The sequence below is a fragment of the Rothia endophytica genome, from assembly GCF_039543885.1.
Taxonomy (GTDB): Bacteria; Actinomycetota; Actinomycetes; order Actinomycetales; family Micrococcaceae; genus Rothia; species Rothia endophytica.
In genome coordinates, this window is the sequence record NZ_BAABKP010000001.1 from 390,145 (window position 1) to 403,903 (window position 13,759).

15 protein-coding genes are annotated in these 13,759 nt (G+C 59.3%); 11 read left to right on the forward strand and 4 right to left on the reverse strand.

The window, feature by feature from the left end; genetic code table 11:
- The first annotated feature begins 41 nt into the window (after positions 1–41).
- Both nth and ABD982_RS01760 read left to right on the forward strand, forming a co-directional pair.
- Positions 42–947 (forward strand): endonuclease III, encoded by a 906-nt coding sequence (gene nth, locus ABD982_RS01755; protein ID WP_345443967.1) that lies wholly within the window; start codon positions 42–44, stop codon positions 945–947.
- The gene (locus ABD982_RS01760) at positions 940–1,677 is read left to right on the forward strand and encodes an NUDIX hydrolase (RefSeq protein ID WP_345443970.1); all 738 of its coding nucleotides are present in this window, start codon (positions 940–942) and stop codon (positions 1,675–1,677) included. The genes nth and ABD982_RS01760 overlap by 8 nt, the downstream gene beginning before the upstream one ends.
- Positions 1,678–1,736: 59 nt before the next feature.
- On the opposite strand, the gene ABD982_RS01765 is transcribed toward ABD982_RS01760, so the two are convergent.
- Complete coding sequence (locus tag ABD982_RS01765) at positions 1,737–3,524, reverse strand: bifunctional 3'-5' exonuclease/DNA polymerase (protein ID WP_345443973.1); 1,788 nt, start codon at positions 3,522–3,524, stop codon at positions 1,737–1,739.
- Between the two features lie 106 nt (positions 3,525–3,630).
- On the opposite strand from ABD982_RS01765, the gene ABD982_RS01770 reads away from it, so the two are divergent.
- The 6 genes from ABD982_RS01770 to ABD982_RS01795 all read left to right on the forward strand — a co-directional run bounded on the left by ABD982_RS01770 (position 3,631) and on the right by ABD982_RS01795 (position 7,894).
- Positions 3,631–5,283, forward strand: coding sequence for a TadA family conjugal transfer-associated ATPase (locus tag ABD982_RS01770; protein WP_345443976.1), 1,653 nt, complete (start codon positions 3,631–3,633; stop codon positions 5,281–5,283).
- Positions 5,280–5,963: a type II secretion system F family protein gene (locus ABD982_RS01775; protein ID WP_345443979.1), complete on the forward strand. Its 684-nt coding sequence runs from the start codon at positions 5,280–5,282 to the stop codon at positions 5,961–5,963. Before ABD982_RS01770 ends, ABD982_RS01775 begins: the two co-directional genes overlap by 4 nt.
- Positions 5,963–6,547, forward strand: a complete 585-nt coding sequence (locus ABD982_RS01780) for a type II secretion system F family protein (RefSeq protein ID WP_345443982.1) — start codon at positions 5,963–5,965, stop codon at positions 6,545–6,547. The genes ABD982_RS01775 and ABD982_RS01780 overlap by 1 nt, the downstream gene beginning before the upstream one ends.
- Positions 6,548–6,814: 267 nt before the next feature.
- The gene (locus ABD982_RS01785; RefSeq protein WP_345443984.1) at positions 6,815–7,078 is read left to right on the forward strand and encodes a DUF4244 domain-containing protein; all 264 of its coding nucleotides are present in this window, start codon (positions 6,815–6,817) and stop codon (positions 7,076–7,078) included.
- A complete protein-coding gene (locus tag ABD982_RS01790) occupies positions 7,056–7,484 on the forward strand; it encodes a TadE family type IV pilus minor pilin (protein WP_251379348.1) in 429 nt (142 codons plus the stop codon). Before ABD982_RS01785 ends, ABD982_RS01790 begins: the two co-directional genes overlap by 23 nt.
- A gap of 2 nt (positions 7,485–7,486) precedes the next feature.
- Positions 7,487–7,894 carry an Rv3654c family TadE-like protein gene (locus ABD982_RS01795; RefSeq protein ID WP_345443988.1) on the forward strand — a complete coding sequence of 136 codons (408 nt, stop codon included), beginning with the start codon at positions 7,487–7,489 and terminating at the stop codon, positions 7,892–7,894.
- Between the two features lie 67 nt (positions 7,895–7,961).
- Here the strand turns inward: ABD982_RS01795 and ABD982_RS01800 are convergent, their stop codons facing one another.
- Positions 7,962–10,487 carry a DEAD/DEAH box helicase gene (locus ABD982_RS01800; RefSeq protein WP_345445736.1) on the reverse strand — a complete coding sequence of 842 codons (2,526 nt, stop codon included), beginning with the start codon at positions 10,485–10,487 and terminating at the stop codon, positions 7,962–7,964.
- 244 nt (positions 10,488–10,731) lie between these two features.
- Between ABD982_RS01800 and ABD982_RS01805 the strand changes: the two genes are divergently transcribed.
- The 3 genes from ABD982_RS01805 (at position 10,732) to ABD982_RS01815 (ending at position 12,754) form a co-directional block, all read left to right on the forward strand.
- Positions 10,732–11,178 carry a pyridoxamine 5'-phosphate oxidase family protein gene (locus ABD982_RS01805; RefSeq protein ID WP_345443991.1) on the forward strand — a complete coding sequence of 149 codons (447 nt, stop codon included), beginning with the start codon at positions 10,732–10,734 and terminating at the stop codon, positions 11,176–11,178.
- 88 nt (positions 11,179–11,266) lie between these two features.
- Positions 11,267–12,148: an oxygen-dependent tRNA uridine(34) hydroxylase TrhO gene (gene trhO, locus ABD982_RS01810; protein ID WP_345443994.1), complete on the forward strand. Its 882-nt coding sequence runs from the start codon at positions 11,267–11,269 to the stop codon at positions 12,146–12,148.
- Between the two features lie 90 nt (positions 12,149–12,238).
- Positions 12,239–12,754: a GyrI-like domain-containing protein gene (locus tag ABD982_RS01815; RefSeq protein ID WP_345443997.1), complete on the forward strand. Its 516-nt coding sequence runs from the start codon at positions 12,239–12,241 to the stop codon at positions 12,752–12,754.
- 70 nt (positions 12,755–12,824) lie between these two features.
- Here the strand turns inward: ABD982_RS01815 and ABD982_RS01820 are convergent, their stop codons facing one another.
- Both ABD982_RS01820 and ABD982_RS01825 read right to left on the reverse strand, forming a co-directional pair.
- Entirely contained in the window at positions 12,825–13,274 is a 450-nt protein-coding gene (locus tag ABD982_RS01820) for a pyrimidine dimer DNA glycosylase/endonuclease V (RefSeq protein ID WP_345444000.1), read from the reverse strand.
- Positions 13,275–13,595: a thiamine-binding protein gene (locus tag ABD982_RS01825; protein ID WP_345444003.1), complete on the reverse strand. Its 321-nt coding sequence runs from the start codon at positions 13,593–13,595 to the stop codon at positions 13,275–13,277.
- Between the last annotated feature and the right edge of the window lie 164 nt (positions 13,596–13,759).

The following is a 13,759-nucleotide window of genomic DNA, read 5'->3' on the forward strand; positions in this document are numbered from 1 at the left end:
GCGCTATGCTCTGACAACCGCTTTTGAGTAGTCTCATTCATATGGTTGAATCACCCTCATCGATAGAGCTAACCCCTGATGAACGCTCTCTGCTTGAAATCCGTACTGTGCCTGCCCCGGTGGCGGAGGCAGCAGCTCGCAAACGCTCACGCGCCGCTGCTAAAGGGGAGAGTGAAAGCCCCCTTTCCCTGGTGCGTCGAGCCCGAAAAATTAACCGAATTTTGGGGGAAACCTACCCTTACGCCGTAGCTGAACTCGATTTCGCGAACCCCTACCAGCTTTTAGTGGCAACGGTGCTCTCAGCCCAGACCACCGACGTCCGTGTCAACGCAGTTACCCCAGAGCTCTTCGCCCGCTACCCGGACGCCGCCGCCCTGGCATCTGCCCGTATTGAAGAGGTCGAAGAAATCGTGAGACCTCTGGGTTTCTACCGCTCCAAGGCAAAGGCAACGGTGGGGCTTGCCGAGCGGCTGGTCGCTGATCACGGTGGAAAAGTGCCGGAAAAATTAGAGCAACTGGTCAAGCTCCCCGGCGTGGGTCGCAAAACCGCTTTCGTGGTGCTGGGTAATGCTTTTGGGCGCCCCGGCATCACCGTGGACACCCACTTTGGGCGTCTAGCCCGCCGCTTCGGTTTTACTGACCTAGAAGACCCCGTCAAGGTGGAACACGCCGTCGCTGCTCTCTTTGAGCCCAAGGACTGGACCAACCTCTCCCACCGTCTGGTCTACCACGGCAGGCGTATCTGCCATGCCCAAAAACCCGCCTGCGGGGTTTGCCCCGTTGCTGACCTTTGCCCCGCCTATGGCGCCGGGGAAACGGAGGAAACAGCTGCTAGGGCTCTCATGAAATATGAGATGGCGCCCGGGCGCGAACGCCTGCACCTGCGTTTTCTGCAGGGTGCCACCCGCCAGGAACTCCGAGCAGAAGGGTACGGCCTCAATGCCTGAGAATATTTCCCACAGTCACCCCACACGCACCCAGCTCCTTGAACTACTGGAACGCAACCCACCGGCAATAGAGGGAGCTGATGCCTGGCGGATTGGGCGCATTGACCCTGAAAAAGCCCGCGATGCTGCCGTGCTGATCCTTTTTGGTGTGCTCGATGATAGCCCCTCAGAAAGTCACTGCGGAGCGGTGGGGGATGACCTTGACCTGCTGATTCTGGTGCGCTCCAATCGGCTGCGTCATCACGCCGGTCAGCCTGCTTTCCCCGGCGGTCGGGTAGACCCAGAAGACTACGACGAGGCAGCCCGTCTAGGTGTTCCGGTTGCCCAGGTGGCTGCTCTGCGCGAAGCTGTTGAAGAAACCGGATTGGATGCCAGTGGAGTTGAAATTCTAGGCCAGTTAGAACCCGTTGCCTTGCCGGTCAGCAATTTTATGGTCACTCCAGTAATTGCCTGGTGGACGCTGCCCACTCCCGTCGCCGCGGTGGACACTGACGAATCCACCCTGGTGGTGCGCGTGCCGGTAGCAGATCTGCTCGACCCGGAAAACCGCCACACCGCCGCCATCAACAGCGCCCATCAGGTGCACAAGTCACCTGCCTTTGATGTGCACGGTGACCACGAAACCTTCACCATCTGGGGCTTTACCGGCTTCATCCTCTCCAATATCTTCAAAGAACTCGGCTGGGAACTGCCCTGGAACCCCCAAAAGATGCGGGACATCGGTGCATAGGCCATAAGAAAAACGGGGGGCCGGCATAGGGGGGTATTCAGCCTGCTGACCCCCTCTTCTTATTTGGCCTGGGAGTAATCGTCGGTGGTTACTACGGTGACCGGGAACTCAACGTCGGTGGGCCCAAAAATTAGTTCAGCGGCTGCCTGGGCGCTTTCTCGTACAATCGTGGCGCACAGTGCCGCCTCGTTCTGCGGGCCGTAAATCATGATTTCATCGTGTAAGAAGTAGACCAGGCGGGACTGTAGACGGTGGCCGAAGCGCCGTTCGGTGCGCAGACGGCGGCGAATCTGCGCCATCCAAATCACCGCCCATTCAGCGGCGGTGCCCTGAATGACGAAGTTACGGGTGAAGCGACTGTGGGAACGGGCGGCCGTTGCAGCAGCTCGCTCTTTTTCTGCTGAGGATCGGTCGCGCTGAGCCTCAAACCAGGCGTGGGATGGGGCGGGGGACGTCCTACCTAAGAAGGTAGTGACCTGACCGCCGCGCAAGCCGATTTCTGCTGCCTTTTCAGTGAAACCGATGGCTTGGGGGAAGAGCTTTTTGAGGTGGGGCATGAGCTGCCCTCCCTCACCGGTGGTGGCACCGTACATGGCAGCTAGCAGGGCAATTTTGGCGTGGGAGCGGTCTGCCAGAGCGCTGCCGGTACGTTTGCCGATTTCTGCGATACCCAGGTAGAGGTCGGTGTCGCGGCCTGCTACAGCTAGAGCTCGGTCCCCACTCATAACCGCCAGAATACGGGGTTCGATTTGGGCGGCATCTGCCACGGTAAGCAACATACCTTCTTCGGCGTGCACGGCGGCACGAACGTCCTTAGGGATCTGCATGGCACCGCCCCCGTGGGCACCCCACCTGCCAGTAGCGGCGCTCGCCACCTCATAAGCAGGATGAAAGCGGTTGTCCGTTACCCAGGCGTCCAGCCATGCCCATCCATTAGCGGTATAGAGCCTTGCCAGGCGTTTGTACTCCAGCAGGGGGCGTACCACCTGCCAGCGGGATTCGCGCAGGTGCGGGGCGGAATTCGCCCATTCGGTGAGCTCCCACTTGCGAGTGCTGGTGACCGAGAAGCCCGCGGACTGAAGTGCTCGCAGCACCTCATGAGGGGAGTCGGGGTTGAGGTTGGGCGCCCCCAATTCTTGGCGCAGACGGGCAGCTAACTGTTCGAGCTTGTAGGGGCGCTGATAGCCTGCCGGGCGGGCACCGAGCTGGTGCTCTAAGATCTTTTCGTGGATAGCCCGGTTCCAGGGCATCCCATAGTGCTTCATTTCTGCGGCAATAATGCCGCCCTGGGATTCGGTGGCTGCCAGTAGGCCTAATCTGCCAGGGTAAGGGGCCGATTTGATGGTGGTGAGCTGGGCCTGCAATTCTTCGAGAAGCAGGGAGGCTGTGGGGGCAGGTTCCTGTTCGTCACGGCTGGCGGTTATGGGCGGGGCATCAAAGAGAGACTCTTGACCCTCAATCTGGCGGCGAGCCGGTAGGGTTCCGGCTGGCTGAGCTTCCTTGCCGAGCTCTAGTACCGGGGTGAAGCTGATACCGTTTTGGGCTCTGGATGCTGCGGTCACTAAGAGGCGCTGAACCAGGCGCAGGTCGTGGCAACTGCTGGGGCTGGCACCGGCCTGCAAAAGCATGGGCATGACCATTCGGGCATCTGCCCAGGTCCAACGGATGGTGCGGTGGGTGTTGTGCTTTTCAACCGTTTGCACAAAGTCCGCTATTTTTCCCAGAGGAAAGGTGCGGTGAGTGCCAGAGCCGGTGTCATTGAGTGTGATGGCCTCCCAGAGCGCATCAACTGCCCCACCGAGGTTCTCCCCGGTAGAGGCGTCTGCGGGCCCGAGCACAATATACATTCTTCTATTATTCCTGTTTTTCTAGCCGCAGGTGTAGACAGGTCACAACTCCTGTGGCACAAAGAGGGGCAGAAAAGGAATTCGCCCGGGACGCTTAAGGACAGTCATGCGCCATGCAAGCCAACCGCCAGCTATCGAGCAAGACGCTGAGGGTCAGCAGATGGATACAGAACAGCTACCGCAGCTCTACCAACTGGCACGGAAGGGCACCCCGAAACTGGGCAGAGCAAGGGAACCAGGTTCTTCGGGCGAAGGCCCCTCCCCTCAGAAGAGTATTGCCGAGACCTCAGTCGAAGATCGTATTGAACTATCAGTGCGTAAGGCTCGCAGCCGATTCTTTGAGTTGCCAGCCGAGGAGGTAGGTGCCAGCGATGTGCAGCTCTCTGGCACCACCACACAACCTAACGTTTCCGCGCACCCCAGTGCTCTGGAGCAACCCACTCTGCCCGCACCGGTCAGGGCCCCGCGCCCCCATACCGTGGCTGCTCTTGCCGGTACCATCACTGATTTCCGGCCCCTTAAGGTAGAGGTAAAAGGGCCTGCTGCGCCCACCTCTAACCCGGTGCACCTGGAGGTAGAGCCACAAACTCAGAAACCTATGACGTCAAAGAGCAAGCACAGCCAGGTGCCTGATGCCCGACTGCTGAACCCCGCAGACCCGGTAAATTTACGCGGCCTTTTGGACGCTATTGACGTCCCTTTGACCCCGGTAGAAGAAGACTCTGCCCAGCGCCGCCTCAGAGCAGAGCTAACCGGGCTGGGCCCCCTTGACCCTCTGCTGGATATCCCTCAACTGAGCGATATTTTTCTCAACGGAACCGAGGTTTGGTACGAGGCGGCGGGGCTATTGCAACGCTCAGATATTTCCCTTACCGATGAGGAGGAAGGTCGTGCCCTCGCTACCCGTCTGCTCAGCGCTGCCGGTGGCAGGCTGGATGACTCCCACCCCATCGCTGATGTCCAAACAGAAAATGGATTGCGCGTGCACGCTGTGCTACCACCGCTCAGCCGGGGCGGCACCCTGCTCTCTATCCGCCTGCGCGCTACCGGCACCCCTACCGTGGCTGACCTGCAAGAACGGGGTATGTTGAGTGAGGAAACTGGCCGCGTACTTGCCTACTTGGTGCGGCAGCGCGCTAACTTTCTGATCAGTGGGGGCACTGGCAGCGGCAAAACCACCCTGCTCTCTGCCCTGCTGGCAACCTGTGGTGCGGACGAGCGGCTGCTGCTAGTTGAGGATACCTCTGAACTCGCCCCAGATCACCCGCACACCGTGAGTCTGCAGGCGCGTGAGGCGAACACCGAGGGCAGGGGAGAGGTCCGTCTCTCTGAGCTCATCCAAGCGGCCTTGCGTATGCGCCCCACCCGCCTGATAGTGGGAGAGTGCCGCGGTGCCGAAATTGCAGATATGCTCTCGGCCATGAACACCGGCCACTCAGGCACTGGCGGCACCGTGCACGCTAACTCTACCGAGGCGGTACCTGCCCGTCTGTACGCTATGGGTGCACTCGCCGGTCTGAGCGAACGGGCGGTGACTTTGCAAGCCGCTACCGCCCTGGACTACATCATTCATATTGATAGGAGTAGCGGTCAGCGCCAGGTGCGGGAGATTGCCAGCCTGAGCCAGCAGTCTGGGACCTTGGTGGTCCGGCCGGTATGCCGTGTCGAGGCAGGGCGCCGGGGTCCCTCTCTTGCCTGGCTACCGGCGGGAGAACAACTGCGTCAAGCAGTCCAGGGTGCTGTGGGTGATAGCTCGTGACACACCTGCCTCCCCGCCATGCCGCCCGCCCGGGAATAGATGAACTCGAACTTTGGCCAGATCTCATGTGGCATCTAGCAGCATTGCTCAAAGCTGGGGTAAGCCCAGCCTTTGCACTGGCAAAAGCTACCGAAGAAGTAGCAGGGCGTCAGCGTCACCTTGAGCAGCAGCCTCAGGGGTTGCTGGCCCGTTGGGATAGGGAGGCGACCGGGCTTTTAGTTGCAGTCGGAGACCTGCACCATCTTCTCAGCTCCTGCCTACTTGCCGCAGAAAGAGGGGCCCCAGTATCGCAGGCCTGCTTACACAGCGTTCAGACGCTGGCTCGCCCCACCTCTCTTGAACGAGCCCTCAGCCTAGCGGCCTGCTGGCAGGTCAGCGAGCGCACCGGTGCCCCCCTTGCTGAGGTGTTGGAACGATTCGCCCGGTATTTGGAGAACGATATTGACCTCTTGCAGATGAGAGAGGCTGCCATGGGCGGACCTAAGGCAACAGGCCGCATTCTCTCCTGGCTGCCCCTGTTGGGGCTGGGCTTGGGTCTCGTCATGGGGGCAGACCCGCTCGGCGTCCTCTTCGGTTCGGTGCTGGGCGCTCTGATCTGCTGCGTTGGCCTTGCCCTTGCCCTAGTGGGTAGCCGCTGGACGGCTCGCCTCATCCTCCGCGCAGAAAAAGGGGAGCTCTAATGGAGGTGCTGGTGCTAGCGGCTAGCTCTTTTGCGCTGGTTGCATCCTTTTTGCTGTGGCTCTTGAAGCGCAGGGATGCCCGCCGAGCTCAGGCGCAAGAGCCTGTTGCCGGCGCTAACCCAGCGCCTGGTTCAGCATCTGACGCTGCCCCTGGTGCCGCTTTGGACGCAGCCCTCTACCTGGATTTAGCCGCATCTATGTTGGCTGCCGGGTTACCTGTTCGTGCCCTACTACATCACTTGGGACAGTTGGATAGCGGGCGCTACCGCTTCTTTCTGGGCGGGGTGGTGCTTAAGCTGGATGCTGGTGCCACCTGGGCCCAGGCCTGGGGCGAGACCGTGCCTAAACCTTTGACCGGTGTTCACTCAGCCCTGGGGCTGAGCCTGGAAACAGGTGCGCCCAGTGCCGATTTCCTGCGTATTCTGGCCGACCGGAAGCGTCGGCACCGTCAACGCTCCTTAGAAAAGGCGGCTGCCAGGCTGGGTGTGCAGCTGGTGGTGCCGCTGGGGCTCTGTTCCTTGCCTGCTTTTATCTGCCTGGGTGTGGTGCCTGTTCTGATCGCTATGATTCCCTCCCTGCTCTAAAAGGCGTGTACACAAACTCTAAACCCAGTAGATTTTTCGGTCACAGTCGCTTCATACTTTCACCCATTACCTGGCAGTCGCACCGGGGTGAAGGAAGTAATCTGAGTAGATTTTCCACAGCTTCCCTCATCCCTGGTCACCATCGGTGACCTGAATGACACTGGTAGTAGCCCGCTGAGGTGGTGGATTCCTTTTCCATCCTTTTCCTCTTACCCTTTCGCCCCGCAGCGGGCTAACACTCACCCTCTGACCTGAAAGGACGGCACCATGTCGTACCCTACAACCACACCCTCTCACTCACTGGTCTCTGCTGAGGACTGGGGAGAAGAAGCCCCGACCGCCCCAGCTCTTATCGGGGAGCTAGTCACCTCTTTGGATGACCCAGAAGCCGGTGCAACCACCGCTGAGTACGGCATCGTCATGCTAGCAGCAGTCGGCTTTGCCGGTCTGCTGGTAGTAATCCTGAAATCTGATGAGGTGCGTGAGCTCCTGCTAGGGATTGTGCGCAATGCGCTCTCGACTGGAGCCTAAACCTCACCCACGGCCTCTCGCCGGTGGCATCTGGCCCTGCGCTCTTCTGGGGCGGAGGGCTAGGTGCCGACAGCGCGGGTCTGTCACCGCTGAATTTGCAGTTACCCTACCCGCCGTGGTGTTCGTGCTGGGTCTGGTACTGGGTGCCGCAGCCCTGGGCATCGTGCAACTCCGCCTTGAAGAGGGCGCCCGAATAGGAGCCCGAGCCGCTGCTCGCGGTGAGGGCGCTGAAACGATCACCCGCATCGTCCAGGAAATTGAGCCTCGGGCAGCCGTATCGGTGAGTACCAGCGGAGAATTCACTCGCGTTGAAGCTAGTCGCACTGCGCCGGGGCTAATTGGTCGGCTCACCGGCTGGCAACTGGTCGCTGATGCTCAAGCGCTCACCGAAGGTGGTGGGCAGTGAGCATGCGGCAACCAAGCTTCTGTCTGCCCCGGGAGGATGCCGAGCGGGGCAGTAATACCGTGACATCTTTGGGATTGGTCTGCGTGCTATTAGTTCTGGGGCTTACCGTGGCAGGGCTGGTCGGTATCGTAAGTGCTAATCATCGGGCCGCTACCGCTGCTGACTTGGCAGCCCTCGCTGGAGCCGATGCCGCCCGAGGGTTAAGCAGTGGGCAGCCCTGCACCGTAGCGGCCGCTGTGGCGGGGCGCAATGGGGCTAGTCTGGCTGGCTGCGCTCTCCCTTCGGAGCTGAGCGGAACGGTGGATGTCCGTGTAACGATTCCTATAGAAGGGCCGTTCGCTTTCTTGGGGTCGGCTGAAGGTCTTTCACGTGCTGGGCCTCCTGCCGTGCCGGTGAACAAGGGTTCCTAGCCCACCCAAGATCACAGCAGCCTACCTTGGCTAACTCTCGCAGCTTGACCGCGAGAAAGCCGGAGGACTAGAAGGGCGCCTCGCTACTGTGCTGACCGGTCAGCGCTTCAACTGCTGAGACCACCGGCTGCGGCGCTCGCCCTGCATCGACTTCCCTTTGAGCCAGGGGCTTGAGGAGGGCTCTGTTCTCGCCCTCCGACACTGCCCCGGCATGAACCAAGAGAGCCCCCAGCAACCGGGCTGCAGCGGTCTTCTCTAGAGGCTCGTTGCGGTTGCCGCACTTGGGGCTCTGGACGCAGGAGGGGCAGCCGCGCTCGCATTCGCAGGCCAGAATGGTGTCAAGGGTAGCTCGCAGCCAGTGCTCGGCTGCCTCGAAACCGCGTTCGGCAAAACCTGCTCCACCCGGGTGACCGTCATAGACAAAGATGGTGGGCTGCTCGGTGTCAACATGCAGGGCAGTAGAAAGCCCTCCAATATCCCACCGGTCGCAGGTAGCGGTGAGGGGTAATAAACCGATGGCGGCGTGCTCGGCGGCGTGGAGGGCGCCGGGTACCTCGCGTTCGTGAATCCCAGCTGAATGCAGAACTGTGGCAGGAATGGTCCACCAAATAGCGCGGGTGTTGAGGCTCTGAGGCTCTAAATCCAGGGGCTCGTCGCCCAGCACTTGTTGGCCAATCAGCGATTTGCGCTGATAACCCACTACCTGCGAGCGCACCCGCACCGACCCAAAGTTCATAGTTACCGGCCCCTGCTCCACCGTCCGATCGGTGGCCAGTACGGTGACTTCGGTGATGTCCCGTGCTTGCGTGTAGTAGTCGGGGGTGGCTCGGCTGACAGCAATGACCCGGTTTTCTTCATCGAGGTCTTCCACCAAAAAAGTTTCACCCTGGTGAGTGTAGATAGCTCCGGGGTGTCCTTGTGCGTGAGCTGAACCGCCGTCCATCGTGCCCACCACAGCTCCGGTTTCTACCTCAATAATCTGCAGTGGTGAACTGCCGCCGCGCAACGAGACCAGGGCGGACGCTGATTCTGGGTGGGTCCAAAACCAGCCGGTGGGGCGGCGGCGCAGGTAGCCCTGTTCTACCAACTTTTCCAGAAGCCTGGGGGCGGTGGCGCCGAAAACAATTAGCTCTTCTGGACGCAGGGGCAGCTCGGCAGCAGCGGCGCAGAGGTGGGGGCTGAGAACATAGGGGTTTTCAGGGTCAAAGACTGTCTTTTCAACTCCGTTCTCAAAGATGTCAGCCGGGTGGTGCACCAGATAGGTATCCAGCGGGTCTTCGCTGGCAACCAGCACCGCGAAACTATCTTGCCCAGCGCGGCCAGCGCGTCCAATCTGTTGGAAGAAGGAGGCCCGGGTGCCTGGCCAGCCAGCCACCAGCACGGCGTCCAGCCCAGCAATATCAATCCCCAGTTCTAGAGCCGATGTTGATGCCACCCCCAGCATCTGCCCGCTGCGCAGGGTACGTTCTAGTTCTCGGCGTTCTTCGGGCAGGTAGCCTGCACGGTAGGCACGAACCCTGGATGATAGGCCGGGCTCGACTTCATCTAGGAAGCGCCCGGCGGTTTGGGCAATAGCTTCTGCCCCGCGCCTCGATTTGATGAAGGCGATGGTGCGGGTTCGGTCGATCACCAGGTCTGTCAGCATTTCGGCGGTTTGAGTGATGACAGACTTGCGCACGGGAGCCCCGTTTTCACCGCCTCCGCTTCCTCCGGGGGAGCGGCTTGTACCCCGACCTGCAGATAGCCGGTCAGTCACCTGCTGGCTCTGGTCAAACTCAGGTTCCCAGAGCACCACATGGGTAGCACCCCGCGGAGCCGTGCTCTCGGTAACGGCGGTGACTGCCTCCGGTCGAGAACCAATTAAGCGGCTGAAGGATGCGGCTGGCTCAGCACTGGTGGCAGAGGCACCAATAAAAACCGGGCTGGCACCGTAGTGCCGGCAGATTCTGCGCAGGCGCCGCAGGAGCGCCGCCACGTGGGCACCGAACACGCCGCGGTAGCTGTGTGCCTCGTCAATAATCACATAGCGTAGCTTGCGCAGAAAAACTGACCAGTGACCGTGGTTGGGCAAGATGGCGTGGTGCAGCATATCCGGGTTACAGAGCACCAGGTTGGCACGCTCACGGATAAAGCGTCGGTCAGCGGGAGGAGTGTCGCCGTCGTAGGTTTCAGGCACCACGCCGGGCAGGTTTAGAGAGCGCAGTGATGCTAGCTGGTCGGCAGCTAGAGCTTTGGTGGGGGAGAGGTAAAGAGCCGTTGCCCTGCCAGAGATAAAGCCTGCTCCGCCCTCGCCGATTTCCCCTCGGTAAATAGCATCTAGCGCCGGTAGCTGGTAGGCAAGGGATTTGCCCGAAGCCGTGCCGGTGGCAAGAATAACGTGCTGGTTGCCCGGTGAGCTGTGGGCGGCATCTGCGGCCTCAACCTGGTGTCGGTAAGGCTGGTCAACGCCCAGGAATTGGTAGGCTTCTACGACGCGGGGGTGTGCCCACTTGGGCCAGGGGGAGGTAACAGCTTCTTGGGCTGTTAAGGTCTGCACATGCGTGATTTGAGGCGGATGGCTACCGTACCCCAGTCTCTGCAGCATCTCCCGCATCGCAACCGGGGCGGCATCCACGGGGTGAGCGCTGGAGGCTGAGCTAGGGGTAACTGGCACGTCACCGGGTGCGGGAGATGGAACAGACATACCTCCCATTATCACCCCTGATCGCAGAGCGCCGTTGCTGGCAACAAACAATCATTCCCTTCACCCAGCAAACTGATGCTGAGCAATGGGCCTAGCTGCTGAAATAAAACGCTCCTTCTGTGACTTAGGCAATAAGGTACGTGATAATGGGAATATGAGTATTCCAATGAACATTCAAGACCAGAATCAGCCCGCTGAGAGGGAACCGGCGATCACCGTACTCGATGATAAGCAGGTGTGGAAGCTCATTGAGAGCACCAGGTTTGCCCGTCTGGGAACACTGGGTGAAGACGGTTTTGTGCACATCACCCCTCTTAACATCGTGACTGATGGGGAAAAGATTTATTTCCGCACAGCAGCGGGCTCAAAACTAACCCAACTGATTCTTGAAGAGAAAGTTACGGTGCAGTTCGACCGCGCTGAAGGCCATCATGCTCACTCAGTCAATGTTTTTGCTACCGCCCGCCTTCTCACAGACTCCCAAGAAATTGATGAGGTGAAGAAGCTCAACCTGGCCCCATGGCTGGATACCGAAAAGCTGGAATTCGTGGAACTAACCCCGCAGAAGGTGACCGGCCGGCGCTTCCGCCTGGGGCACTAAGCCCCTTACCGCCTGCGGCATCACATCTCACTTTAGAAGCTTGCCTGCTGTACCGGTGGGTAACTGGGCAGGGGAGTAGAATGGGGGTGTGGCTCAAGAACGAATTATTCTCTATTACTGCTTTGCACCCGTGACCGACCCCAAGGCTGTCATGCTCTGGCAGCGTGCCCTGTGTGAAAAACTAGGGCTGACCGGTCGCATCATTATCTCTAAGCACGGTATCAACGGCACCCTGGGCGGTGATATCAACGCGCTCAAACAGTATGGTAAGACCACCCGTCAGTACCCCGGTTTTGAAAAGCTAGAACTGAAATGGTCTGACGGCGGCGCTGCTGACTTCCCCCGTCTATCTGTTAAGGCTCGCGACGAAATTGTAGCTTTCGGGATCCCCGAAGAACTGGTCGTGGATGAAAACGGCGTGGTGGGCGGTGGCGTCCACCTCAAGCCCGAAGAGGTCAACCAGCTGGTCGAAGAACGCGGCGACGAAGTGGTCTTTTTTGACGGACGCAACGCTTTTGAAGCCAAGATTGGCAAGTTTAAGAACGCTATTGTTCCTGATGTTCGTACCACCCACGATTTCATCGAAGAAATCGAATCGGGAAAGTACGATGACCTCAAAGACAAGCCCGTGGTTACCTACTGCACCGGCGGTATCCGTTGCGAAATCCTCTCTGCTCTAATGAAGAACCGCGGCTTCAAAGAGATTTACCAGATGGACGGCGGTATTGTCCGTTACGGCGAAAAATTTGGGGATAAGGGTCTCTGGGAAGGCTCCATGTACATCTTCGATAAGCGCATGCACGTGGAATTCTCACCGGACACCGTCACCATCGGCCAGTGCGAGCACTGCGGTGCCCCCTCCAACAAGTTTGAAAACCTGGATGTAGACGGCAAACGCGATCTGGTGTTGCTCTGCGGCGACTGTGCCAAGAAAGCTCTAGCCGAGAGGGACGCGGTGAGCGCCTCATAACCTCAGCGGCAACTAACCGAAAGCCCACCTGTTCTCATGGCAGGTGGACTTTTCTATATTTGAAGCGGCCCTGGGCTAGAGTGGGTGTCTATGAATAGCCCTGCCTCTACCTTTGAAACAGCCCTGATTGAGTACGGAACCTTTATGGTAGCCGGTGTGACTGCACCTGCCAGCGAGCAGAGCGTCTTTAGTGATTGGTGGCAGGAGCTTTATAAAAAACTAGAGCAGGGTGAGAACGGTACTGCAAAGCTGGCTGCGGTGGAAAAATTACAGCGAGTGGGCGTTATTATGCCTGATGCTGATGATGCCGGAGCCACCTATACCGCAGGTTTTATCGTGCCCGGTGGAATTAAGGACGTCGTTGCCCTGGGACTGACCGGTGTGATGGTGCCTGCTGCTATGTACGCCACGGTTCTGGTCCAAGGAGCCGTACTAGCCGGTGAGACCCCCCACCACATCAAAGAAGGCTTCGAACACCTGCACACCGAGTTTCTGCCCTCGAAAAGGCTGGTGCCTACCGGCGTCCACCTGGAGGTGTACGGGCCCGGCGAGATGACCAGCAAGAATTACCGCATGTACCTGTGGACAGCCACTACTTCTGCGTAAATAAAGGTATGGCTCCTGCACCAGTCGGTGCAGGGGCCTTTAGAGTGGTGTGTCCCTCAGACGCTGAGGGTTACTTGGCGGGTGGTAGTTTCTCCCAGGGTTCGATGCCACCAGCAACCTCATAGAAAAGGGGGTGCAGGCGCCGTGCCGGTGAACTGGCAAAACGGTCAAGGTACCACTGGGGGTCTCTGGCCTCTACCTTTTGCTTCAAAAATTCCAGCTCATAATCAACCTGCCCCTGCGTCACAGCAATTGGGGCAACCCGTTCAGACTGTTCCGTGACAATCAGTGAGCGGTTGAAACTGTAGCCGCGCCGGTCAGCCTCATCGGCTAGACCGTGAAGGTAGGCGCAAATAGTAGCTAAAGGGTCTGGGCTTGCCTTGAAACGGTCCAACTGCGGGTGGTTTTTGTATCCCTTGGTGAGGCCCTGCAGAACTTTCTGCGCCAGCAGCGTTTCACGCCAGCAGGCGACCAAACCCTTGGCGTCCAACAGGGAGGGGTCTACTGACCAGATACGCACCTAGGAAGTCTCAACCCGGCGGGCAAGGGCTGCTTCAAGCCGCTCAACTTTTCCCGTGATCTCACCTGAATCGTGGCCGGGGCGGATATCGGCTTTGAGTACCAGTGACACACGGCTACCGTGCTTGCCCACCACTTCGGTGGCTGCCTTAATGACGGCCATGCATTCATCCCAATCACCTTCGATGGTGGTGAACATGGAATCGGTCTGGTGGGGCAGACCAGAGTTTCGGACAATTTCTACGGCTTCTGCAACGGCATCGTGCACTGAACCACTGGGGTCGCCCCCGCCAGTGGGGGCTACGGAGAAAGCAAACAACATAGGGATTAGCCTAGTGCAGTCTGCCCCAGCCGTACAGGGCCACCTGCCGCTGCTCACTTCCTGCGGTTCTGCGGGGCTGGAGGTGAGAAGATAAGCGCCTTCAGAAAAGAAACCCTCCTGATTCCTGAGATAATGGGGGCGTGACTGATTTTTCTCGTATTGAT